The following is a 24,734-nucleotide window of genomic DNA, read 5'->3' on the forward strand; positions in this document are numbered from 1 at the left end:
TTTGATTCTAGTCCATCCATTGGAGCTGGACCAGAGCACGGTTCAAAACCAGCGCCGCTTGAGCGCGGGTAACCGAGTCGAGGGCCCCATAGTTGCCACGGTGGTCACCCTGCACAATGCCTTGATCTGCCAAGCGACCGATATTTGCCGCCGCCCAGGCCGGTATGGAAGCTTGATCCTTGAATCTGTTAACAGCGTCCGTACCCTTGCCAGCTGGAGCAGATGGACTCACCGCCTCCATCGCACGGGTCAGCATCACGGCCATCTCGGCACGCGTCATGCTGGCGTTTGGCGAGAAGGCTCCTTCATTACCGCCTTCAATAATACCGTAGAGCGAGGCCGCACCAATCTCGCCAGCATAAGCGGCGTCATCACGGACATCCTTGAACTTCCCGCTCTCGATTACAGGACTGAGGCCCATGGCGCGTACCAGCATAGCTGTAAATTCGGCACGCGTGATCTCTCTGCCAGGCGCATACGCATTCGCATTCACTCCGTTCACGAGCAGTTTGGAGGCCATGGATTCAATCTGTTCCTTCGCCCAGTGACCATCAAGATCCGTAAACGTCTTCTTGAACTGCAGCAGCGTATAGATGCCGTTCCCGGCATGCTTCACTTCCATGGCAGGTTTACCGTTCCATGTGGTTTTTACAGCCGGAACAAATCGGAAGATCCCTGCTGCATCATCATAGATCACGGCTGTAACGGAATCTGAATTCGCTCCTGCCGGAAGCGGTAAAATCCGACTGACCATCTTCTTCCCGAAATCTTTCACTTCTTGCTCTTGCCCCTGTGCTCCAACGGCAACACCGAACTTGACGGCTGCACCGTTCACCGGAGCGGCACCCATGGAAGCTGCCTTGCGTGACATATCATTTGCCATCTCGGCGCCAATCGGACTCACAGATACTTTCACCTGAAGGCTGCTTGAACCCTGTGTCTGCTTCAATGCTCCATCCAGATTCAGCGCTGCCAGTGGAAGACGGTAAGCGCCAAGAGCGGTTTCCACAACCACGACTGCTTGCTCATTCTGTTCCACCGCTTGAATCAGCCATGCAGCCGGTATGGCCGCTTCTGCAGCGCCGGTCAGGTCGGAAGCCCGAATCACAAGCTCCTGCTGACCACTGGCTGACAATCCGGCAACGGCTTTCTTCCAGGCTGCTTCATTAACGGTAATCTGAGCCGTTGACCCACCGGAGACGTCGATCTTGAGATCATCGCCTGTCATCACGTTCGCTGCTGAATTGCCACCGGTCGAAGGAGACGTTGGCCCGGTTGTTGGCGGTGTGACAGAACCGCCGCCTCCCGATCCGCCTGATCCTGTGCCAGGCTCTGGCGACGACCCGCCATCACCAGGGTTTGCCGGTTTCTTCTGCTCGATAATCCGTCCCTCTACCTTAGGCGATACGGTTCCGCCCAACTTCGTTACATACTCCATAAAAATTTCGTAATCCGGATAGCCCAGATCCTCGTTGTATTTCCCTTCGGCAATCGCGTCGGCAAAGGATTTGTATCCATCCCCGCCCTTGGCCACAAAGCTGTTCGTAGCCATGCGGTACGTCTCCGACAGTACCAGAGGTTTGTAACTTCCGTCCTTCATAATCTGAACATCAAACACTTTGTTTCCAGCCGGTGCCGTTGAATCCCACTTGAATTTCATGCCGGCGATTTGCGGGAATTTACCCGGCAAATCCGTCAGCTTGGCACCGCTGATTCCATTCTCCAGTCCGTCCTTCAACTGCTGGCCTGTAACATCCAGTACAAACAGGGTATTTCCGAAAGGCATCACCGTACGCAGTTCGCCCATCGTGATTTCACCTTCGTCGATGGCGGCGCGGATACCACCACCGTTCATTAGAGCCACATCGGCATTTTTAAGCTCTTTGGCTTTTGCCAGCATGCCGTCAGCGATGAGATTGCCCAGATTTGTCTCCTTGGAACGGACATTCTCGCGATTCCCGTCAAGCACGACTGCTGCAATACCGACAACCTGCTTCATCAGCTCTTCCAATTCCGCTTTATAAGGATCCAGCATGTCCTTGGCTTGCGTATCTTCTGCTACCGTATTGTCAACAGGGATCAACTTGCCGCCAAGCTCGCCTTCCCCAACGAGGACAACGCCGTTGTTGTCAAATTGCAGATCTACCCGGCCCAAGAATTTGCCCCATTCATTGGCTTGCACGATAACCGTTGGTGTCTGGTGATCGTTGTCGATAACCACTTCCGGTGCATTCAGCGTTGTATGGGTATGACCGCCAACGATGAGGTCAATGCCTTCAACAGCCTTCGCAAGCTCCTGGTCCCTTGCGTAACCAAGGTGGGAAAGGGCGATGATTTTGTTAAGTCCATCCTTCTCCATAGCTTCCACCGTAGCCTGAGCGGAAGTCACCGCATCCTTGAATATAACGTCTTTACCCGGGCTGGAGGTTTCAGCCGTATCTTCGGTCGTTAATCCGAACACCCCTACCTCCTGACCGTCAACCAGCAGGGTCACATAAGGATACACCCCACTGTTGGCCGTCGTTTTCGGTTGCCGGGTGTCGATCAACGCCGGATTTTTAAGCAAGTTCGAAATGTTGATATCCCGGCTCAGGTCCACGTTAGCGCTAACCAGCGGGAATTGTGCCTTGCTCACGAAATCTGCAAGCGCCTGGGTCCCTTGGTCGAACTCATGGTTTCCGAACGTCATGGCATCATAGCCCATGTAGTTCATGAAGGCCAGATCGGCCAATCCGAACCATTTGGTGAAATACAGATCGCCCGAGAATACATCCCCTGCATCCAGCAGCAGGTTGTTTCCGCCCTCGCTGCGCACTTGCTCGACCAGCGTTGCCCGTCTGGCCACTTCACTCAGATGTGCATGGGTATCGTTGGTATGCATGACCGTCAGCTTCCATGGCTCGTCTACGTCCGAACCATCCGTAACCCGGACGGGTACTTCCGCTGCACCGTAACCGTCCTTGCTCAGGACGGTGATCACGGCTTCACCCACGGACAGTGGCGTTACCAGTCCGTTCTGATCCACGGTGGCTACCGCTTCATCGGTAGAGCTCCAGACGAGCTCTGTTGAACCGCCTTGAGTCGGTTCAACCGTCGCTTGCAGCTGCGCCTTGGCACCGCCTGCAGCCAGTGTCAACGAAGACTTATCCAGCGAGATTCTACTAACTTTGAGCTCCAGCAGAGCCACAGTTCCGCTAACCTCGTTGGCAACCAGCAGCAAGGGACGTCCTGTCGGACTGTCGAAAGCCGATATAAAGTCCAATCCCTCCGGACCGGAGTCCGAGGTAATGCCGGCTGTAAAATCGCGTGTGTTGATATAGTTCAGGAATGTCGGAGCCGACGGATCACTTACGTCATATGTCATAACTCCGCCAATACGCTCCAGTCCGACAAAGGCCAGTGTTTTCTGCCCTACCTTGCCCACCGTTACATATTCCGGCTCTGGTCCTTTCTTGGAGCTGCGGCTGTCCAGATCGATTTTGTCATTACTTGCATTAAAGTATTTCGGCAGACGCTCAGCCGTAATCTTCTCGAAATCGCTGCCGCTGTCGTAGACGGGGGACATATGGTCTGCATTCCATATGGAGAATGAACGGGCACCATACATGTACAATCCGTCATTGCCCATATCGCTGGCAACCTCAACCTTATCGTAGGTACTCCCTTTGTCCGCCAGGAATTGGGCAGCCGCCGAGGATGGATTCAGGCCGGATTTCAACTTGCCAACGTCACTTTCATTGCTTCGATCGTCCCAGCCGGTTGCGTCCCCTTCATTCGCAGACAGAATGTATTGCTGTCCGTTTACGCTGTAGGTCGCGATTCCGTCCGGCATATACATCCCGTAAAAAGGGACGTTCTCAAACTTGATTTGGCTGTCCTTCAGGAGATCCAGCTCGTTCCCCGTTTGATTGAAATCCTTGTATCCCAGTCCCCGAACCGATGTAATCGACTTGGAGGCGATATCGACTACTGCCATCGCATTGTTCTCCTGCAAAGCGACATACGCAGTCTGCTCATCCTCGGACAAGGCAATGTATTCGGGCTCCAGATCGTGGATGGCAGACGTTTTCGGTCCGCTTGTTATAATCTTGCCATCCGTTTCTACGGCTCCGCGAATGTGGACATTGTCATCGATGATCGACGGATCATCAAATTTCAGTTGGCTTACTTCGCTTGATGTTGTATCGATGATCGTGATGCTGCCTTCCGGATCTGGAGCTGTCTCTGTGCGAGGCTCACCTTCATCCGCCGTCAGGATATAGCGGCCATCCGACGTGTATTTAACCATATCCGGTTGGATGCCCGTATCGTATGACGTGATCAGGCTGCCCTCATAATCGAGGACGAGAACCTTTCCAGGCTTGGTATGATCCAGCTCCTGGACAGCAACCACAACCTTCTTGGTCTTGTTATTGATGTCTACACTGGTCAGATCGCCGTACTGGAAGCTGCCCGTTTCCGCCAGGGCCTCTACGTTAATCTGTTTATCTTTGACAAGGCTGCCATCGGCATGAAGAGATACAATCTCCAAACTTGCCGGCTGGGTAGAGCCGTTCACCAAATACAGCTTCCCATTGTCCTTGTTGTACTTCACAATCTCCGCGACACCGCCATCTTTGTTGGAGGTGCCTACAGCGTAATGTCCAATCATCTCGACAGCCAGCTTGTCTGCAACCGGCTCCGAACGTTTACCGTATACTTGCAGCGTGACCTGCGACTGCGTCGTTGCCGGTACAGATGCGCTGTCTTGCGCTGTTACATCAATTGTATATTCGCCCTTTTGTCCAGTTGCAGGTGTTCCCGTAACGATCCCTGTGTCTGCTGCCATCGACAAACCTGCCGGCAAACCTGCCGCGGTGAAGGTATACGGTGCTTGTCCGCCATACACATCAACCGTAACCGTGTAAGGCTCCTCTTCATACGCATCCGGAAAAGCTGCAGTAGAAATGCCAAAATTGGCAGCCAGTGCAGTTCCACCCTGCGCTGCTTCCACGTTGACTGGCTGAGATGCTGCCTGATTGGTATCCGCCAGCACGGTTCCCGCCGAGAATAGAGAGGCCATCGTTATTTCTGCTGCCATCCATAGCGAGACGACTTTCATGACATTACGTTTCAAGTTCATTTCCCCTCTTCTTAGACCTTATTATATTTTCAAGTGTACGTCCGAAGTGTTAACTCTCCCTCAATATTAGTCGCGGATTATGTAAAATGGCGCCTGGACGACAAGAAAACCGCCAATCAAATGACGGCGGCTTCCTTCAAAGCAGCCATTAATTAAGCCAAGCTGCCAACGCCAATTACGGTAAACACGATTCTCACGCGGCTATCCCGCCCTCCTCCAGACCCCATGTATATGCCTCTTCATTCTGCTACTGTAATACAAATCATATCATCACACTTGGAATATATAACCAATTATTCGAAGGCAAAAACGCGATGCGAAAAACCTCTCCGCACCGCGTCTATGAATCTCTCTGCTTACTCTGCCTGGTAGCGGTCATACGCCGCCTGATACACTTCCATATAGCGGTCCAGCCCCATTTTGTTGAGTGTGTTCAAGTACTCTTCCCACTGGCTGAACGAGGCCGATCCGTTTACGAATTTGGCTTCCATCTCCGTTACGTAGTCCTGAATGTCCTTGCCGACCGAGGACATGACATCCGTCTCCTCGATCGTGAAATTGAAGTTGTACAGAATCTCCTTCACCGCATACGGCTTTGCTTTTTCCGCAGCGTCCATGGCGCTTGGCAGTGTCTCCGAGCCCTTGAACCAGCTCTCCTTAACCAGCCCAGGGTAGCTGCCGCCGAGCCAAGTGAAATACTTGGCAAGCGCCTGATCCTGCGTCAGCCCATTGGAATTCTCCGTAATCTCCTTCACGTATTCCAGTTGACCGTCTCCACTCTTCGTATAGGTCTCGCCTTCCTTGCCCATGAAATAGAACTGGGCTCCTTCATCCCCGTAGAAATAATCCATCCAGCGAATCGTCGCTTCCGGGTTCGGATTCTTATCCGTAATGGCAAATGCGCCCACATGCACCATCGGGACTTTTACGTGAGAGTAGAGCTGATCTCCGTGCGGTCCCTTCAGCGCTCCAAGCCCGATGTATTCCTTGCGTCCCATAACGGTCTCCGGGTTCGGCACGATGGTGGAACCGAGCAGTCCCTCCTGCCCCTTGGCATTCAGTGCGCCGCCTTCAATCGTGAAAATCTCTTTGTCGAGCAATCCTTCCATGTAGAGCTTATTCACAAACTCCAGCATCTCCTTGTATTCCGGCAGCGCTTTGGTAAAGCGAAGTTTGCCTGTGTCCGGGTCCACATCCACGAATTTATGGCCGAGCCCGCTCGTTCCAAGCCCCCATGAACCCTTCAGATGGTCGATGATTCCCGTAATGCCTGTTGAAGAGAACGGAATTTCGTCATGCAACCCGTTGCCATTCAGATCCGTTTCTTTGACCGTTTTCAAATACGCATAGAACTCTTCCGTTGTCTGCGGCTCTTTCATGCCGAGCTGGTCCAGCCACTCCTGATTTATCCACAGCGGAGTGCCGATCAGCATAGACAACAGGGCAGGATCATAGAAGGAAGGCAGGGAATAAATCTTGCCGTCCGGCATCGTCAGTCCTTTGCGAATATCGGGATATTCTTCCATGAGTTTTTTGAAGTTCGGCGCATACTTGTCGATCAGATCGTTCAGCGGTATGAATACCCCCTGCTCGCCATAACGCGTCAATTCAGCAGAGCCCACCCTGGCCGAGTAGAACACGGCCGGGTAATCCCCCCCGGCCAGAGCCAGGTTCCTCTTCTCGGTCAATGTCTCAAACGGAATGAGATTCCATGTCACATTCACGTTCGACATCTCCTGATAGGTTTTCCATACCAGCGTTTCCTCGAATTTGCTTCCGTTTGTCGGCGATTTACCCGTGAAAAAGGTCAGATTTAGAGGCTCGTTCACAATCGGCATTCCGGTCTCGTTGAGATTAGCCTGCGGCGTTTCTCCCTTATCCGCTGCGTCTTCCCCGCTCTTGCTCCCACAACCGGCCAGCAGCCCGGCAGCCAGCACAGCTGCCAATGCAAGTGAAGTCCATCTTTTCATAACCATAAATTTCATATCCCCCTCATCAATTGTCCGTACTCAACCTTTAATCGCACCAATCATAACACCCTTCACAAAATACTTTTGCAGGAACGGGTACAGCAGCAGCATCGGCAGATTCGTAACAATGACCGCCGCATATTTGATCGCTTCCGCATCCATCAGGCTTCGCGCCAGCGAATCATCGCTGATATCAACCATCTCCTGCATCTGCCCCTGAACCAGAATCTCTCGCAGGAACAGCTGCAGCGGATAATTCGCCCGATCCGACAAATAGATCAGGGCGCTGAAATACGAATTCCAGTGGCCAACTGCATAGAACAGCACCATAACGGCCAGAATCGGGCCGGATAACGGGAGGACAATCCTCAGAAGCACCCGCATATTGGAAGCCCCGTCGATAAACGCCGCCTCCTGCATCTCCTTCGGAATCGAGCTTTGGAAGAAGGTTCGCATAATGATGATGTTCCACACCGATACCGCTGAAGGGATGATCATCGCCCAGATCGTATCCAGCATCCCAAGCTCCTTGACCAGCAAGTAATTCGGAATCATCCCCCCGCTGAAGAACATCGTGAACACAATTATCGCCGTAAAAAGCCCGCGGCCGTTAAAATCAGCCCTCGAAAGGGGATAAGCTGCCGCAATCGTCATCATCACATTCAGCGCCGTTCCCGTCGCGGTATAGAGCAGCGTGTTCAGGAATCCTCGCATGAGCTCCGAGTTGGCAAACAACCGCTCGTAACCGACAAACGACAACTCCTTGGGCCATAGCCACACTTCTCCCCGCATCACCGTTTCCGGAGCACTGATGGAAGCAATGAGAACAAAAAATAAAGGATACAGTACAAGGAGCGTAATAAAAGAGAGTATAATGTAAATACATATTCCGGCTATTCGTTCACTCCGGCTCTGCGGCATATGCCATCATTCCTCCTTACCATAGGCTGTTCTCGCTGACTCTGCGCGCAATCCGGTTTACGGCAATCAGCATGATGAAGTTGACGATGGAGTTGAACAGGCCAACCGCAGCCGAGAAGCTGTACTGGGCCCCAAGAATACCGCTCCGGTATACATTGGTCGCAATGACGTCGGACGCTTCCATGTTGAGCGAGTTTTGCATCAGGAAGATCTTCTCGAAGCCGACACCCAGAACGGAACCGATGTTCAGGATGAGCAGAATCGTCATCGTGGGCGCTATGCCCGGCAGATTAATGTGCCAGATGCGCCGGAGCCAGCCTGCGCCGTCCACCTTGGCCGCCTCATGCAGCTGCGGGTCAATCCCGGCGAGCGCTGCGAGATAGATAATGGAGCTCCAGCCCATGCCCTGCCATACGCCCGACCATACGTAGATGCTCTTGAACCAGGAAGGTTCCGTCATGAAGGAAACAGGCTCTCCGCCAAAGGAGGTAATGATGAAATTGACGAGGCCGCTGACCGGCGACAGGAACATCATAATCATGCCAACGACAACCACCGTGGATAAGAAATGGGGTGCATAAGTTACGGTCTGTACAAATCGGCGGAACCGGCCCGATCTGGCTTCATTGATCATTAAGGCCAGAATAATCGGAATCGGAAATCCGACCGCCAGCTCATATAACCCGATACCCATCGTGTTTTTGATAATCCGCCAGAAATAAAAGCTGTCAAAAAAACGTTCAAAATGCTTGAACCCGACCCATGGACTGTCCATGATGCCTTTGTTGGCCATAAAATCCTTAAATGCAATCTGGACGCCATACATGGGTACATAGTGAAACAGAATGAAGTAAAGCAGAACCGGTGCAAATAGAGCATACAGCTGCCAGTTTCTGCGTACCTGCATCATCCAGCTTCGCCAAACGCTTTTTTTGCGAATTTTTGAATGCGCTTCCACGCTGTTGAGCTGACGTTGTAAAATCGGTTATCCCCTCGCTTTCGTCTATACTGCGTCTACGTGTGTATTCAGGTTCACGCTTGCATCATAACCGACCCGAACGCAGCAGGGGTATTGACCATTTTATTGATGTCTCGCCTTTCATTGGATGGAGGGGCAGAATCACCGTTTTCCTAAAGCAATGCCTAGAATCTAAAATATTGACTATCCATTTTTTACGGAATATTAACATGAATCGGGCACCATCCTTAACACTCGTCCTATATCATGATGGGAAACCCTGGACGCCTGGATAAATATAAGGGGGGAATGCTGTGAATTGGATCAAACATAAAAGCCGCAGTTTATTTTTCAAGATTTTTTTGAGCTTCCTGGCCATCATTGTGTTATTCGGATTGTTCTATATGATGATCTTCCAGCTCTTTAAGACCAGCCTGCAAAAAGAAATCATTGATACAAGCCAGCGTGCGGTTCACGATACGGCGGAACGGTTCTCCAATCAGTTCAGCAGGCTGCAGGTGCTCATGTTTGATATATACAATCAATCCGATTTGATCGGTTTCCATAACCAGCTTCGCCACCAGACCGGAAATGAAGTGAATTATCTGAAGGCACGTGAGGTGATGCTGCAGATGCGAAGCGATATCTATAACCCGCTATTCTTTCTGGAGGATACGCTGATTTACTTGCAGGAGCATGATTTTGTGCTCAGCAAATCCGGCAGCGGCGATGCCTCCTATATGTTTAATCGCTCCTACGCCAGCCCGACGTACTCCTATTCATTCTGGAGCAGCTATGAGGATCGCCTTGAATCCTTCACACTCCTCCCTGCGGAAACCTATCGGATCAACAACGATTTATCCGAGAAAAAGCTGATGCCCTTTGTGTACAAACAACCGGATAATCGTTATGAGGTCATTGCCCTCATCGACATTGACAAGGCTGCTCAATCCTTTTTTGGCGATTCGAATGATCGGGCACTGGCGATTCTGGACGCTGATGGCAGCGTGTTATACAACTGGGGTTCCATCCGCCATGAACAGCTGCCTTTATTTCAGGCAGGGCAGGAAGCCGTGCTTCAGGATGGAACCTACTATTTTACCGAAACCGGATCTGACGGATTCACCTACGTCTCGGCTGTACCTTACAGCCATGTGTCTTCTCAGTTAAGCAGGTTAACCGGTGGCTTGCTGCTCATATTCTGTCTGTCTCTCGGAGTAGCTGTTGCCGCGTCCTATTTGTTCAGCCGCAGATTGCACAAGCCGGTGAAACAGATTTTAACGACGGTACTGAATAGAGCCCCCTTCACTTCGATGCCGGAACCTGGAAGCATCACGGAATACGATCTGATCCAGAACCGCATTCAGGAGCTGTTCCGGGAGAAGGAAGAAATTCGGGACCGCATGAACAAACACAAGTCCGTTCTAACCAGTTATTCCTATATCAGCCAGCTGAAGAGCATCAACACCGATATCAGCGAGTGGGAGGATTTCCTGTCAGATGACGGAAGTTTTATCGTGGTTCTGTACCATATCCGTTTCCGCATGAATCCGGCTTATGAGCTTCCGCTGCAAACCGATCAGGCTGTTCGTCATATGCTGGAGCATATTCATCTGATCACGGCCGAGCGCTATCCCGGCTCCCACACGTTCCAGATCGAGAAGAATGAGATCATCTCCATCTTCAAACGCGAAGAAGCCGCCCGGCTGGAGGAGCTTCTGGCCGACATCAGGGGAATGCTAAACGAGGAACGGGAACTGTTCCTTGTCACGATCGCGGTCAGTTCTCAGGTGAGCCATTCTTCCGAATTCAATCAGGCCTACCATCAGGTCAAGGGCCTGACGGCGCAGGCGCCGCTTCGCGACGAATCCCAGCTGGTAACCAAGCAGCGGGCGCTCCCGAACACCGTCAACCTGAGCCCGTCCCAGGAAAAGGGACTGCTCGACGCACTCCAATCCGGCAGCGACAGCCGCTCCTTGCAGATCATCGATCAGGCGCTGGAGACGCTGCAGCGGAAGGAAGCAGGCATCGCGCAGTTTCGCTTCTTCGCCGATTCCGTCGCTTCCAAGATTCTCAGTTATGCCGAGATGGCACAGATAGATAAATCCTCTGTTCAATCCTTGAAGCAGTGGAGCGGCAGGCTGGCCGAATGCCATTGTCTTGCCGAGTACTCGGGTGTATTCCGTCAGCTCATCGAAGCAGCATGCGCCCTCATCCGCAAGAAAAAGGATACCGGCGAAGAGCCGCTGATCGCCATGTTCATGAACATTATTCATAACCAATATGCCGACGATCTGTCTCTCGACTATTTGTCCGCCAAGCTGAACCTGTCGAGCGCTTACCTCTCCGTTTATATCAAGGAGAAGACCGGTCTCAACTTCAGCGATCATCTGCTCGGCATCCGCATGAACAAAGCGAAGGAACTGCTGGCATGCACAGACTTGACCGTGAACGAGATCAGCCAGCGCGTCGGCTATCTCAACATCACTTCCTTCAACCGGACGTTCAAGAAGGGCGTCGGCATGACGCCGGGAGCCTACCGCAGGCAGCATGTGGTACAGACCCATGCAAGCGGTTAACAACCTGCAACAGGAATAAAAAAAGAGGATGGTCCGCTTCCTTCGCGGCTCATCCTCTTTTGGCTTGTCAGCTTTATCAAAGACTGTGATAGCTTCCATAATGTAATAGATTATATTACAATAATCGATATCCAATAATAACCAGAAGGGATCCATTGTATGCTTGTTAACAACGTTCTTGAATTAAGAGCGTACTTCACGGATTTCGAAATATAGCCGTATCTGATTCCATTACAGTACTGAAGGGAGATCAAATTCCGATGAATATAGCCGCCAAGTTCATGCAAAAATTCAAAGATTACGATACCCGGCAAAAGCTGAAAGGTTATCGGGAGAAAGCGGAGCTCATCAGGAAACGGAATTTAGAACCATGGGACGAGATGCAGCTGCAAGCGGAATCTCTCCGGCTCAAAAAGGAAGCCTCATCGGGTACGCCTCTGGACGAGCTGCTTGTCGATGCTTATGCGTTAGTCTGCGAGGCGGCGAAGAGACAGCTCGGATTACAGCCTTACGATGTCCAGATCATGGCTGCCATCGCTCTGCACGAGAGATTTTTGATCGAGCAGCATACCGGCGAAGGAAAAACGCTCTCTGCTGTTATGCCTGCTTATCTGAATGCGCTGACCGGCGAGGGCGTTCATGTGCTGACATTTAACGATTATTTGGCCAATCGGGATGCGCATTGGATGGGCCCGATCTATCGTTTCCTCGGGTTAACGGTAAAATCGGTTCAAGCGGGCATGAGCTTGTCCGAGAAACAGGAAGCGTACGCCGCGGATATAACCTATGTTACGGCCAAAGAGGCGGGATTCGATTATTTGCGCGACACGATTGCACTAAACGAAGCCGATACTGTGCATCGTCCTTTCCACTACGTCATCGTCGACGAAGCGGATTCGCTGCTTCTCGACGAAGCGCGGGTGCCGCTAGTCATCGCCGGCGAGCCGGGCTTTTCCGAGAGCGACGGCACTCGTTTTGCCGAAGTGGCCAGGCAGCTCGAGCAGGATGCGCATTACGAGTTCGACGAGTTCAAGCGGAATGTTTATTTGAATGAAGCTGGCTCTGCGAAAGCGGAAGAGCTGCTGGCATGCGGGAATTTGTACGAAAGCCATAATACTTATTTGTTATCGTCGTTGAACTGCGCGCTGCATGCGGAATCGTTATTAAAAAGAGACGTTGATTACATCGTCCGTGACGGTAAAATCGAGCTGATTGACGAATATACCGGCCGCGTGGCGGAGAACAGACATTTGCCGGACCGGCTGCAAGCCGCGCTTACGGCCAAAGAAGGGCTGCAGCCCTCAGCCGGCGGAAAAATTCTCGGTACGATCACCCTCCAACACTTCCTTAGCCTGTATCCGAAGATTTGTGGAATGACGGCTACCGCTCACGTTTCCGCAATGGAATTCGAAGATATTTATGCGCTGCAGGTCGTGCAAATTCCACCCAACCGGCCAAACATACGAGTGGACCATCCGCACCGGATTTATACCCATAAAGAAGCCAAATTCAAGGCGCTTGTACACGAAATCTCGTCTGTCCACAGGGTGGGACGTCCCATTCTCATTGGTACGTCAAGCGTCGAGGAATCTGACAGGCTGGCCGAAGCGCTGGCGGTTGCCGGCGTACCTTGCCATGTTCTGAATGCGAGTAACGACGCAGAAGAAGCCGATATCATTGCCAAAGCGGGAGAAATCGGCGCCGTGACGGTGTCTACGAATATGGCAGGACGCGGCGTCGACATTCGGCTCGGCGGCGGCAACCTCGCGCAAGCAGAAATTGTGGCCAAGCTGGGCGGGTTGTACGTGATTGGTACGCATATGAACGAAAGCGTGCGGATCGACAACCAACTGCGCGGGCGTTCTGGCCGCCAAGGGGACCCTGGAGCTTCCGTATTTTTCATAAGCCTGGAGGACGAGTTGCTGCTCCGGTTCGGCATCAATCAAGCGATTCGTGCTCCCAGGCAGGATGAGGCTCTCGAGGAGCCGGTGCTCCGCAGTAAAATCGTACATATTCAGCGTGTTGTTATGGGCCAAAACTTCCATATCCGCAAGGAATTAAACGGTTATTCGGATATGGTGGAGGATCAGAGGCGCATTCTATACGAGGAGCGGCTCGGAATATTGACAGGCAAGAAGCCGATGAGCCCTTCGGAGCAGCGGGTACGGCTCTTTTATATCGACGAGTTCTGGGCTGACCATCTGGCATACGTTTCTTACCTTCGCGAAAGCATCCACTTGGAGAGCCTTGCCAGCCGCAATCCGATCGACGAATTTCATGTGCAAATCACCCAAGCATACGAGCAAATTCCGGCTAAAATAAATAGCGAGTCTGCGAATATGCTTGTAAGGCTCGGAGGTTCGAATGATCCGGCGAAGTGGGAGGAATTCGGTTTGAAGAGTCCCACTTCTACTCGGACTTATATAATTAGCGATCAATACATTCAAAATACGCGCAGCTCATGGACCGCAACGACCGTATTGGCTTATTACATTCGCAAAGTGTTTAGGCCGATATTCGGGTGGGAAAAAGCTTGATGCAGCGCAGCTTCTTCGACGGTGAGGGCAAGCGTGAGCGTATTATCGTTTGCCGCACATAATTGGCTGCAAGAAATTTACCCGCCAAGCACTTGCCGCAGGCAGCATGTGGTGCAGACCCACGCCAAGTGTTTAAACTTCATTCCAACTTGACAACAGGGCCCTCCGACGCGCTGTCGGTGGCAGCTCACATGAGCCATAGGTATCCGGCATTGAACGAGCTAGGGCTCGACCTCGCCGTGGACCAAGACCTCACCCCCTGGATCCTCGAAGTGAACACACTCCCCGACCCATGTCCATTCACCAAACTGAGGGAACAGGATACGATCCAGCGAACCGTGGCTTACGGCAGAGCATACGGAAGACGGTATCCGCTCAACTGTACCAAATCGAAGCAGGGTGAATAGAGTCCTCGAATGGAATAAGGCGATCTGAAACGAGCCAAGCACTAGGAGAGACACGATAATGAAGCAGTCAGCAAAGGGACTGCCTGCTATCCAAATAACGCCTATTCTCGTACAATGGATGGTGACTATAAATCTTATATAGAGAAAAAGGTGATACTCATGCCCTATGTAACCTGCCTAATGACCATAGACCTCGCCAAGCAAATTCTGCAGTGGAAATACGAGCCGCCATATGACCTGTACAATCAGGATGATGATGAAGAGTCGCTGCAAGAGCTGTTGGAACAGCCTTACACCGCTGTCTTGAATGAAGCCGGTCAACTGATCGGATTCTTCTGCACCGGTGTCTCCGCCCAGGTACCTGCAGGTGTCAGACTTGGTGTATACGATAAGGATCTGCTCGATCTTGGAATCGGAATGCTCCCCGAGTGGACGGGACAGGGCCGGGGGCGTGAATTCTTCACCTTCGTGCTGAAGTCCATCTCGAACCAGCATAATACCCAATCATTTCGCTTAACCGTTGCCGAGTTCAATGCGCGTGCCATCGCCCTGTACACCGCCACAGGTTTCGTTAAAAATGCGGCGTTCTCTAATGGAAGCCATACGTTCATTACGATGGAGAAGGTGTAACGCCCAATTATCTCTGGCTCTGGTGAAGAGCAGGTGGGATTCCGCTCTTGTCTGCTCACGAAAACGAACCCAACAAAGCCCGGAAGCAGCATGAACACTGCTTCCGGGCTTTTTAGCTTAGAGTCTATGCTTGTCGAATTCTAATAAGGCGTATTCCCGGACTGGGTCGTATTGCCTGACGCAAAACCCTTGAACAAGGTCGGCACACCGGAATACCTCGTATTCACGATCCGCCCTGTCGTCGTGCTGCTGTCCGTTCTCAGAATCGCATCCTTCACTTGGGAGATGTCGCTATTCTCCACATTCATGACCACTTTAAATGTGGTGCCTCCATTTTGCCGAACCAGCTTGCCGATATCGTTTACTTTGAAGTTCTTAATGTTAATTGTTCCCGCTGCATTGATCTGGAACACCTTATCGTAGGCTTTATACGCCCCGCCGCCCGTGATATTCACGGTTCCCGACGATTTCAGTGTCAGCGCATCCTCGCCTACATCTGCCCATGTCACATCGAGGATTGTGCAGTTGCCATAACAATGAACTCCGTCCGCGGCTGGTGCTCCAATTGTGAGATTCTTCAGGGTAGCTCCTGCCTCCAGCCGGAAGACCGGCTTCTGATTCTCGGCTTGACTTCCATCCCCCAGCGTGTCCGGATTGGCTACATACGTCTGGCCTTTTCCGTCAAAGGTTTGCCCGGCCTCAACGCGAATCGTCTCATTGACAACGGTGGAAGCCGCCTCCGCCGTTGATGGCGCTAAACCATACCATGACACGGCCAAACCAGCAGATAAAATCAAACTCCATATTTTTTTCATCCATCTCATCCTTTCGAATTTGAATTGGGCGGAGCCCTTTATTCCAAAGCTCTTGTCTCCTTTGCATTGTCATTGAATACACGCATCATATGAATACACAATCGATGTGCACCTCGTTATGTATTCGCCACAACGATATCAAATTAATTCCATAACAGGAATAATCTTTATATTAGATTTCATCGCTTACATATGGAGTCATATCTGAAGATTGCTCATGAACTGCCCGTCGCTGCCTTATAATGAAAAAAACTCACGCCCTACGCCTGTTGCACAGACATAGGAACGAGAGCTGTAACTTCCCATAATAGACGGCTCCTTACATGCTGGAGCCGCTTGGTGCTTGATTACGATTCAATGGCGATATACACATCCACCACAGTATTGGCGGGATCAAACTGCAGCGTATCGTATCGTTCATAGTCTCCTGTGAACGTCCTTTTCTCCTCTGCTTGCTCGAAGTAGCTCCAAATTTCATACCATACCTGCGGTACGATCTCCATTAAAGGGCCTCGCCTTGTCCGAAACACCAAATACTTGGATGCCGGGACGTGCGCTTGAAGCAGTTCATCGGACGGTTCGGCAGCTGCGCCTTCATCCATCCGGTTACCGATGACCAGGGTGTACGCCCGGGACGCATCGCTCTCGTAATCGGTATATAGAGCATAAATAGCCTGATCCTTATCGGACAATGATGCCTGCAGCCCGCTTTGGAAATATCGATCCCATAATGAGGTTATCTTGGCTAACGGTCCTGCCTCCGCTTCATTTGTCGTTCGTACACCGACACCCTGAATCGACATGGCGGGTCTGACCTCTACGAATCGCTCGATTTGCTTCTCATTGCTATTACTCATGCTGTATCCTCCTTGAAATGAATATAACTCCATTCTACAGAGGTAACGTGGACATCTATCTGTCCTGGTTATCGTAGCGCCGCATGATTAATTGCGCCCTTCGCTTCACTTCCTCGGCTGCCTCGGCGGGACGCTCGACCATCACCTGATCCCCGAAGCTTAGCACCATGCCGTAAAACCATTCATCCAATCGGTATAACACGTGCACGCGTAAAGACCCGTCCGGGTTAACGGATATCTGCTCCGGCGAAAACATATCCGCCATCCTCTGCCGCGCGTTGGAATGGAATAACAGCACTGTCTCCTCCTCCCGGGCGTTTGACCAGGAGGACTCCCATTCCAATCGCTCCAGACTCGGCAATGGTCTTGGCTTGTAAGTCTCACTCAGGATCTGAATATCCTGCATTCGTGACAACCGGAATACGCGATGATCTTCCCGCTCCAAACAAAAGGCATGCACATACCAGATATTCCCCTTCAGAATCAGTGACGCAGGTTCTATGTTTCTTTGCTCCGCAGCTCCTTTGGCATCTATATATGCCATGCTGACTCGGCGCTTTTGAAGGATTGCCTTCTTGAGCAAGCTCACGGCAGGTTTCAAACCTTGACGCTGTCCCCATGGCTGGAAATCCATAATAACCGGATCCCGGTTCCTCCGGTATTCATCTCCATGTCCCTGCTCTACCCGGTGCAGCAGCGCTTTTACCTTCTCAAGCAGCATGTCCATCTGCTGATCATCCAGCGCACTGCTGAGCCCTTTGACCGCTGTGACAAGCGTACTCATCTCCTCAGCCGATAACCAGTACTTGTCTATCATATAATGTTCCATAATCTCGAATCCGCCGGATATCCCTTGGTGGGCTGCAATCGGAATTCCAGCCCGGCATAGCGTATCCATATCGCGGTAAATGGTTTTGCTCGATACTTCAAACCGCTCGGCAAGCTCTTTGGCGCTGAGTCTCCCCCGATTAAGAAGCAGCACGGTAATGGCTAACAGTCGATCTATTTTCATGACACGCTACCCTTTCATTCTGCAATCACTTCATTATATAGGAAACTTCACGCTCAAGCCTTATGAGAGTATTTCAGAACATCTGTTTATACTGCCTTCTCGAAGGCAACACTCCTATCGGGAATGCCTGACGATTTCCTTAATTCCAGCTTAACCAATCCGGGATGTGTTCAAGTAACCGTTAGGTCAGGTTCAGAGCGTCGTTAAACTGTTATGCTACAATGAGGGCACGGCCATTCAAAGGGGAGGATGAAACGCTCCTTTCCCAAGCAACGTAGACATACATAGAATACGCAATGACTGTTCGATCTTGTTACATCAAGGAGGAACCTACATGAACAATCGACTCGACACCATGCACAGGTGTCACCCGGACTCGGTAACCATCTCTCGTATATCAGGCTTCATTACAGATGGGGTTATTCTACTTGCGGCAACCGCTTATCTCATTGTGGCTGGCATGCTGGGATGGACCTTGATTCCGGGATGGATCACGCTCGGACTGCTGGCTATCGGGGCCTGGTTTACTTGGGCTGTGCCTTCTTTCACCTACAAGCAATTCGGCTATAAGGTAAGTGAGGAAGAATTGGAGCTGCGCTCCGGCTGGATCTGGCTCAGCGATACCCTCGTCCCGATGACGCGCGTTCAGCATGTCGAGCTGGAGCGAGGACCACTCCTACGCAAATACGGCTTGGCCAAGGTAAAAGTCGTTACCGCTGCAACAACACATGTCATTCAAGCGCTTAAGCTGGAGGAAGCAGAGGAACTGAAAAAACAGATTGGCGAGCTGGCAAAAGTGGTGGATCACGATGAATGAACCGACAAGGCTTCACCGGCTGTTCATCCTGTTTCCGCTCGTTAACAGCGTAAAATCGCTCATTCCGATTGCGGCCCTGGTATCCATCAAATTCTTGAACGGAAAATCGCTGCGTGACATCCCCTGGTACTGGCTATCCGCTGTCATCGTGATCATCGCCGGGCTGCTTCTGTTATACGGATACCTGAAGTGGAAACGCTTCGTCTATACGTTAGAGGAAGACAAAATCCTCATCCGCCGAGGCGTTCTGTTCCGTGAGGAGTTATCCATCTACACCGGCCGCATTCACTCCATGAATATGGAGCAGCCTCTACTGCAGCGAATACTGGGGCTTACGCAGGTTCGCATCGAAACTCCAGGTAAAACGGAAGGCGGCGGCTTATTGCCTGCCATCACCAATAGCGAAGGTGAACGGCTCCAGCGCTGGTTGCGAGAGCGAACCCGAACCAGACAGACGGAACGTGAGGTTCAGCAGCAAACTTATGAGGGCCGCGAGCAATCTGAACACAACTTGCCCGACGAGTCGGAAGGGCTATCTGTCCAGCTGCCGGAGCCACAGACGATCCATGAATCCGTTGACCCGACAGACCTTAACATGAGTCGGCAAAACACTCCGACCATAAACGCCGATCCTAACGCTGCAGATAGAAGAAACGCGGGCGATCCATTCACGGTGGAGGAGGAACGCAGCACGCTGCTGCAGCTATCCACGGGACGACTGCTCATCGCGGCGCTGTCCTCACCCAATTTGTCACTGGCTTTAGCCTTTGTGGGCGGTATTCTGTCTTTTGCCGATGACCTGCTGCCCGATCAGATGTACCAGTCGGCGTTTCAATCGGCAGGCAAGCTCTTGCCCGGCAGCTGGATCAGCATCGCCGTATTGGCGCTTGTTGTGTCTTGGCTGCTCTCTGCCGTGCTCTACACGATTAAATATGCGGGATTTACGGTCGAGCGTATCGGCAAACAAATCTCGGTCAGCTGCGGACTGCTGGAGAAAAAAAGATTGCTCTTCTCTCCTGAGCGAGTACTCGCTATTACAGTGAAGGAGGGCGTGTTCCGGCGCTGGTTCGGTTACGCCGAGGTGAAGGTTCATGTGCTTACTTCAGAATCCGATAAGCATTTCATGCTACACCCTCTGCTGAAGACCACGGATATTCCAGAGCTCCTGGAGCGGGTTACACCCCAATTTACAGCTCAAGCCATTTCGGCTTCTCCTCCTTCCCGTGCAAAGTGGATGTACCTTCGGTGGAAGCTCGGCTTTGCCGCAGCGGCAAGCGCCGCGTGTATTTGGTATTTTGAAATGCCGGGTATGTTATCGCTTCTGCTGCTCCCGCTGGCTGTAAGCTGGGGGCTCCGCTCACACAGGGATTCCGGTTTAAATGTAACCGATAAGCAGCTTACGATCCGTAGCCGTTTCGTTGCGCTGTCCACAAGGTATATTCGCCGTCCACAGATTATTGCCTTGGAAATTTCGGGTACCCGCAGGCAGCGCAGAAGAGGTCTTCTGTCTCTTCAGGTGAAGATGATATTCAGCGAGATCAACGAAAGTTTAAGCGGGATGGATCAGCAAGAGATCGAGGCCGTACGGGCGTGGTTCCAAAAGAAAAAGGGTGAGGCCACCGTCCCGGCAGAACGGAATAACCCACCCATTGAGTTGCTATAGCCGTTCGGCCTCCGTTCTACCTGAACGGCCAAAGCCCGACCATCGGTATACGAGAAGCGTTACGGCCAGAAAGACTCCATACACACCTATAGTTATGATGATATGGGAAGGGTCGGTCATCAGATTATCTCCTACCATCGAGAACAGCAGCATCGCAGGGATTTTACCCACGGCGGACGCCATGGTGTACGATGTAAACGTCACCATGCTGAGAGCGGCATACACATTGATAATGATGGAAGGAATAAACGGAATCAACCGGGTAAAGAGGATGGTCAAAAAGACATTCCGTTCGAACATCGTTGTCACTTTTCCTAAACGGTCATAACGATGAAGCATCCGGGTGCCCCATTCCTGATAACCGTATCGAATGAACATAAACATAAGGATGGAAGCGGCGGTTGACCCGACCCAAGTGATCAGTCCGCCGATAACCGGACCCAAGGCAGCACCGATAACACCTCCGACAATCGGATACGGAATGACGGGGAACAAGGCCATGATGACCGCCATGAACATAATGAGCATCATGCTGTCCGTCGTCTGAATCCATGCAAGAATAGCATCGCCGTAAACGTAAATAAGACCGCCTATGGCAATGTACACCAATGCCATTGCTAATTTCTTGACCATGCACCACACTCCAGCTCGTAATACTTCTATTGTACCATGGAGCATGTCTACCTGATCAAAGCGGCAAAAGGGACATCCCGAGGCTTATAGCCCGGGATGTCCCTTTGTCACTCTTATCACCCTAAAGATTCAACAGATTATAGATGATCACCGCTGCCTGAGCTCGATTGGCGATTCCTTTCGGCGTGAACCGATCATTTCCGGTTCCTTGGATCACGCCTTTCTCGGCCAAGAGTGCCACTGCGTTTCTTGCATAACCTGCAATGCTGCTGCCGTCTTTAAACTTCGCCAAGGTACCATCCTCATCCTGTGCCTTCATATCGGTGAATAATGTCAATGCATTGGCGCTCATGATCGCCATTTCCTGACGGGTTATCGGCCGGTTCGGCTCGAATTTGCCGCCGCCGATGCCTTGGGCCAGCCCGGCCTCTACCGCAGATGCGATGATCGCATAGTGCCAATCGGATGGCCTTACATCGGTAAATTCAAGCTCTGCCTCCCCTGTTAGCTGGAAGGCTCGGACCAGCATGGCCAGAAATTCGGCTCGTGTCACCGATTTCAGCGGCTGGAACGAATCATGCCCCACTCCCTTTACGATGCCAAGCGCAGCCAGTTCCTCAATCGCCGCTTTCGCCCAGCCTAAGCTGTCCACATCGTTGAACACCGGAGGTTTCGGCGGAGTCGGCGGCGTTACGGGAGGTGTCACCGGCGGAGTGACCGGTGGAGTTACAGGCGGGGTCACTGGAGGCGTCACCGGTGGACTCGGATTCCCCGGCGGGTCAACCGGCGGCTCGCCGCTGTCTCCCGCTGTTATCGTTACGGATGGACTCTGACTGCTCTCGTTATGCAAACGATCGACAGCCGTCACAACATACGTGTAGGTTTGTCCCTTTGCGACAGTATGATCGATATAGGACTGCGTTATACCGGCTGTTTTCCTGAAGGTCCCTAACAAATGCGCCGGGTCCTGCATATTGCCGGCGGCTCGTCCATCAAAACGATAAACCGCGTAATATGTCTCGTCGTCAATCGAAGACCAGCTGAGCTTCACACCTTCCTGTGCTCGATTGGCCCTCGGCTGCTTGGGCGCAGAGGGTGCCGCCGAATCAATCCAAGGCATAGCCGGGATGAGTGCCGGATATCGGTACAGATCGTTCTTCAGTCTGTCTGTGAATCCGAGCTGATTCAGCGCGAACCATTTGGAGCTGAAATACATGCTGCCCCGGACTTCCTCAAAATTGCGGTTGTACTTCACCTGGTTCGGCATTTCCTCGGGATTGGACCATTCAGGTGTTGTCCCGATTCTATACACCGCCTGTCCGCTGTACAGATGCACATTCTTACCGGCAGCGACACCGCTCCACCAATCGATCAGCTTATCGTAGGCCGCTGCGGAGTACCCGATATTCCAATAAATCTGCGGCGTAATATAGTCGACCCACTCTTCTTCGACCCATTTCTTCGAATCCGCGTAAATCGCATGATAGCTCTCAAGGCCCGTCGTTTCGGAGCCGGCCTGGTCGCTGGATTTGTTTTTCCAAATACCGAACGGGCTGATGCCGAATTTCATGTAACTCTTCTCTGCCTTGATGGCTTCGTTCACGTTCTGAATAAATTCATTAACGTTATTTCTTCTCCAATCACTCTTATTTGTAAAGGAGCCCTTGTATTGATTAAAGGTATCCGTATCCGGGAAATCCACGCCGGTTACGGGATACGGGTAGAAATAATCGTCAAAATGCACGGCATCGATATCGTAATTCCGAACGACTTCCAGGACTCCATCAATGATGAACTGCTGTGCCTCCGGTACCCCTGGATTGAAATACAGCTTTCCGCCATATTCCTCAACCCATTCCGGGTGCTGTCTGGCCGGGTGATCCTCTACAAGCTGGTTGACGTCCCCTTGAAGACTGATGCGGTATGGATTGAACCAGGCGTGAAACTCCATGTTTCGCTTATGCACTTCCTCGAGCAGGAATGCCAGCGGATCATAACCCGGATTCTTGCCTTGTTCGCCTGTCAGCCACTCCGACCAAGGCCCATACTCTGACGGATAAAATGCATCCGCGGTTGGTTTGATCTGCATAATGACCGCATTCATCCCCGCATTCTCCAGCTGATCAAGCAGGCTGATAAACTGCTCCTTCTGCTGGGCCGGATCGGTGACCCCTTTGGCTGGCCAGTCAATGTTGTCAACGGTAGCGATCCATGCTGCCCTCATCTCCGTTTTCGGATGCTCCGGGGTTTCATTTACCGTAATGTAGAGCGAGCTGCTCTTTCCCTGGAATGTGGCTGTTATTCTAGCGGAGCCTACCTTCAAACCGCTTACAACCCCTTGATCCGTAACAGAAGCGACGGTTGAATTGCTGCTGGTAAACGTAACGTCTTCTTCTATAGTTACCGGCTCATTCATCCAGGAGTACGTAGCCGATACAACCGTTTCAAAAGAATCTCCTACCGTCACGGACGTAAGTCCTTGAAGTTCAATGCTCTGCAGAACAGAAACAGGATCTGTCACCGTAATGGTGTGCTGTGTTGCAGCTCCCCGATACGAGGCGGTAATGGCTGCCGTTCCTTCGGAAACCGCGGTCAATTGACCCGCTTGGTCGACCGACACAACGCCTGGCTGATCGCTTGTATAACTGATCCCTTCGGTCATCCACACAGGATCGGTCTGGTTTCCGTAGACGGAGTAAACCACGCTGGTTCTCATGTCGCCGGTAACGCTAGTCTCCATATGAAGCGGTCCGGATAACAGCAATTCATAGGGAACCGGAGTATCCTGCGTAATATGAAGCTCATATTGAGCCCTAGGCGCATCGCCGTACTCAGCCGTGATGGTCACCGTTCCCGGCTTCAAGGCCTCAATGGTGTCGTATGTAGCGCCCGTAACGGTAGCGATGGTTTCGTCACTGCTGGTCAGTTTCACGCCGGATGTCAATAAGGCTGGTTCCGTCTGACCTTCATAAGTTGCATAGACTTGCGGCATGACCGATTCTCCAGCACCCATGGGCGTCAGTCCGCCGATGTCGAGCCCGTATACCGGGGAAGCCGTATAGAATGCGGTTAGTCTGTCGAAGTATACAGTACCTTTGTTTTTATTCGTATCCTTTAATTCGGTGACGTAGATTTGATTCACTTTGAGAGGAGTCTTGATGCTCGAGGGAACGTTAAATTTGACGTATTTCCAGCCCTTCCAGCTAAAACCGGAGGTGGTGGCTGTTAAATCAACGGCATGCTTACCGCCTGCAGAATCCTGAAGCTGCGCACGGAGCCAGTGGTTGCCGCCGTCGCCGTAAACCCATAAGCCGAGTGCCTTCGGTGATCCGGGAATGCTTCTGCCTGTTGATCCATCCGGGTCTTTGAAGTTGAGATAAGCCGCCGAGGTGCCGGATTCGCTGCCTACAAAATCATAAGTTAAAGCTGCAGCGTGACGCCCGTAATAGATTCGCTCCGGCCTCTCCGCTAAATCCAACTCGGCCTTCCCCCTTACGGAAGACGCAAACAGATTCGTTACTGATTCGAAATCCTCCAGCACCACCGCTCCCGGCTCTCCGCCGCTTGCATTCGTTTCAATGGAATTGCCCCACGCGGAAACGGCCGAACTGAACATCACGGCTAACGCCAGTGTCATGGACAGGACAGACTTGCTGCTTCGATAGACACGCCTTTTGGTTATCATTCATCAATTCACTCCCTATAGTATGAGTGCTTACAATCCTAAACCTTGATCCCAATCTGTAAGTAAATCGGGCTGACACTCACCTCCGATTCCTCGCTAGAGTAGATGATCGCGATGGACCTGATCTC

Annotated in this window: 15 protein-coding genes; 6 read left to right on the forward strand and 9 right to left on the reverse strand. The window is 51.8% G+C overall.

All coding sequences use genetic code 11. From position 1 onward, the window contains the following. Positions 1 to 7 precede the first annotated feature (7 nt). The 4 genes from M2277_RS15560 to M2277_RS15575 all read right to left on the reverse strand — a co-directional run bounded on the left by M2277_RS15560 (position 8) and on the right by M2277_RS15575 (position 8,920). Complete coding sequence (locus M2277_RS15560) at positions 8 to 5,122, reverse strand: choice-of-anchor I family protein (protein ID WP_280755119.1); 5,115 nt, start codon at positions 5,120 to 5,122, stop codon at positions 8 to 10. Between the two features lie 356 nt (positions 5,123 to 5,478). Further along, positions 5,479 to 7,098, reverse strand: coding sequence for an extracellular solute-binding protein (locus M2277_RS15565; protein ID WP_280755120.1), 1,620 nt, complete (start codon positions 7,096 to 7,098; stop codon positions 5,479 to 5,481). Between the two features lie 33 nt (positions 7,099 to 7,131). After that, positions 7,132 to 8,013, reverse strand: coding sequence for a carbohydrate ABC transporter permease (locus M2277_RS15570; protein ID WP_006208565.1), 882 nt, complete (start codon positions 8,011 to 8,013; stop codon positions 7,132 to 7,134). A gap of 16 nt (positions 8,014 to 8,029) precedes the next feature. Further along, positions 8,030 to 8,920 (reverse strand): ABC transporter permease, encoded by an 891-nt coding sequence (locus tag M2277_RS15575; RefSeq protein WP_006208564.1) that lies wholly within the window; start codon positions 8,918 to 8,920, stop codon positions 8,030 to 8,032. A 365-nt stretch (positions 8,921 to 9,285) separates the two neighbouring features. Here M2277_RS15575 and M2277_RS15580 point away from each other — a divergent pair, with 365 nt between their 5' ends. The 4 genes from M2277_RS15580 (at position 9,286) to M2277_RS15595 (ending at position 15,124) form a co-directional block, all read left to right on the forward strand. After that, positions 9,286 to 11,550 (forward strand): helix-turn-helix domain-containing protein, encoded by a 2,265-nt coding sequence (locus M2277_RS15580; RefSeq protein ID WP_280755121.1) that lies wholly within the window; start codon positions 9,286 to 9,288, stop codon positions 11,548 to 11,550. A gap of 260 nt (positions 11,551 to 11,810) precedes the next feature. Beyond that, complete coding sequence (locus tag M2277_RS15585) at positions 11,811 to 14,087, forward strand: preprotein translocase subunit SecA (RefSeq protein WP_280755122.1); 2,277 nt, start codon at positions 11,811 to 11,813, stop codon at positions 14,085 to 14,087. A gap of 179 nt (positions 14,088 to 14,266) precedes the next feature. After that, positions 14,267 to 14,494, forward strand: a complete 228-nt coding sequence (locus M2277_RS15590) for a YheC/YheD family protein (protein ID WP_348537785.1) — start codon at positions 14,267 to 14,269, stop codon at positions 14,492 to 14,494. A gap of 159 nt (positions 14,495 to 14,653) precedes the next feature. Next, the gene (locus M2277_RS15595; protein WP_006208560.1) at positions 14,654 to 15,124 is read left to right on the forward strand and encodes a GNAT family N-acetyltransferase; all 471 of its coding nucleotides are present in this window, start codon (positions 14,654 to 14,656) and stop codon (positions 15,122 to 15,124) included. A gap of 140 nt (positions 15,125 to 15,264) precedes the next feature. Here the strand turns inward: M2277_RS15595 and M2277_RS15600 are convergent, their stop codons facing one another. From M2277_RS15600 to M2277_RS15610, 3 genes are all read right to left on the reverse strand, one after another. Continuing rightward, positions 15,265 to 15,939, reverse strand: coding sequence for a pectate lyase (locus tag M2277_RS15600; protein ID WP_280755124.1), 675 nt, complete (start codon positions 15,937 to 15,939; stop codon positions 15,265 to 15,267). Positions 15,940 to 16,286: 347 nt separating this feature from the next. Beyond that, on the reverse strand, positions 16,287 to 16,796 hold the full coding sequence (locus M2277_RS15605; protein ID WP_280755125.1) for a GyrI-like domain-containing protein: 510 nt from the start codon (positions 16,794 to 16,796) through the stop codon (positions 16,287 to 16,289). Positions 16,797 to 16,851: 55 nt separating this feature from the next. Beyond that, positions 16,852 to 17,808 carry a helix-turn-helix transcriptional regulator gene (locus M2277_RS15610; RefSeq protein ID WP_036641137.1) on the reverse strand — a complete coding sequence of 319 codons (957 nt, stop codon included), beginning with the start codon at positions 17,806 to 17,808 and terminating at the stop codon, positions 16,852 to 16,854. A 334-nt stretch (positions 17,809 to 18,142) separates the two neighbouring features. Here M2277_RS15610 and M2277_RS15615 point away from each other — a divergent pair, with 334 nt between their 5' ends. Both M2277_RS15615 and M2277_RS15620 read left to right on the forward strand, forming a co-directional pair. Further along, positions 18,143 to 18,625, forward strand: a complete 483-nt coding sequence (locus tag M2277_RS15615) for a PH domain-containing protein (RefSeq protein ID WP_006208555.1) — start codon at positions 18,143 to 18,145, stop codon at positions 18,623 to 18,625. Further along, positions 18,618 to 20,288: a PH domain-containing protein gene (locus M2277_RS15620; protein ID WP_280755126.1), complete on the forward strand. Its 1,671-nt coding sequence runs from the start codon at positions 18,618 to 18,620 to the stop codon at positions 20,286 to 20,288. The genes M2277_RS15615 and M2277_RS15620 overlap by 8 nt, the downstream gene beginning before the upstream one ends. On the opposite strand, the gene M2277_RS15625 is transcribed toward M2277_RS15620, so the two are convergent. Continuing rightward, positions 20,283 to 20,921: a TVP38/TMEM64 family protein gene (locus tag M2277_RS15625; protein ID WP_280755127.1), complete on the reverse strand. Its 639-nt coding sequence runs from the start codon at positions 20,919 to 20,921 to the stop codon at positions 20,283 to 20,285. The genes M2277_RS15620 and M2277_RS15625 overlap by 6 nt on opposite strands. 121 nt (positions 20,922 to 21,042) lie before the next feature. Then, positions 21,043 to 24,606: a family 10 glycosylhydrolase gene (locus M2277_RS15630; protein ID WP_280755128.1), complete on the reverse strand. Its 3,564-nt coding sequence runs from the start codon at positions 24,604 to 24,606 to the stop codon at positions 21,043 to 21,045. Positions 24,607 to 24,734 lie beyond the last annotated feature (128 nt).

The sequence above is a fragment of the Paenibacillus sp. LBL genome (genome assembly GCF_029893715.1).
GTDB lineage: Bacteria > Bacillota > Bacilli > Paenibacillales > Paenibacillaceae > Paenibacillus_AQ > Paenibacillus_AQ glucanolyticus.

Excerpts from the sequence above, each read along its gene's own strand:
- M2277_RS15605 (WP_280755125.1), bottom strand. The coding sequence starts at position 16,796 with ATGAGTAATAGCAATGAGAAGCAAATCGAGCGATTCGTAGAGGTCAGA.
- M2277_RS15570 (WP_006208565.1), bottom strand. The coding sequence starts at position 8,013 with ATGCCGCAGAGCCGGAGTGAACGAATAGCCGGAATATGTATTTACATT.
- M2277_RS15595 (WP_006208560.1), top strand. The coding sequence starts at position 14,654 with ATGCCCTATGTAACCTGCCTAATGACCATAGACCTCGCCAAGCAAATT.
- M2277_RS15560 (WP_280755119.1), bottom strand. The coding sequence starts at position 5,122 with ATGAACTTGAAACGTAATGTCATGAAAGTCGTCTCGCTATGGATGGCA.
- M2277_RS15600 (WP_280755124.1), bottom strand. The coding sequence starts at position 15,939 with ATGAAAAAAATATGGAGTTTGATTTTATCTGCTGGTTTGGCCGTGTCA.
- M2277_RS15585 (WP_280755122.1), top strand. The coding sequence starts at position 11,811 with ATGAATATAGCCGCCAAGTTCATGCAAAAATTCAAAGATTACGATACC.
- M2277_RS15630 (WP_280755128.1), bottom strand. The coding sequence starts at position 24,606 with ATGATAACCAAAAGGCGTGTCTATCGAAGCAGCAAGTCTGTCCTGTCC.
- M2277_RS15620 (WP_280755126.1), top strand. The coding sequence starts at position 18,618 with ATGAATGAACCGACAAGGCTTCACCGGCTGTTCATCCTGTTTCCGCTC.
- M2277_RS15575 (WP_006208564.1), bottom strand. The coding sequence starts at position 8,920 with ATGCAGGTACGCAGAAACTGGCAGCTGTATGCTCTATTTGCACCGGTT.
- M2277_RS15615 (WP_006208555.1), top strand. The coding sequence starts at position 18,143 with ATGAACAATCGACTCGACACCATGCACAGGTGTCACCCGGACTCGGTA.
- M2277_RS15610 (WP_036641137.1), bottom strand. The coding sequence starts at position 17,808 with ATGAAAATAGATCGACTGTTAGCCATTACCGTGCTGCTTCTTAATCGG.
- M2277_RS15625 (WP_280755127.1), bottom strand. The coding sequence starts at position 20,921 with ATGGTCAAGAAATTAGCAATGGCATTGGTGTACATTGCCATAGGCGGT.
- M2277_RS15565 (WP_280755120.1), bottom strand. The coding sequence starts at position 7,098 with ATGGTTATGAAAAGATGGACTTCACTTGCATTGGCAGCTGTGCTGGCT.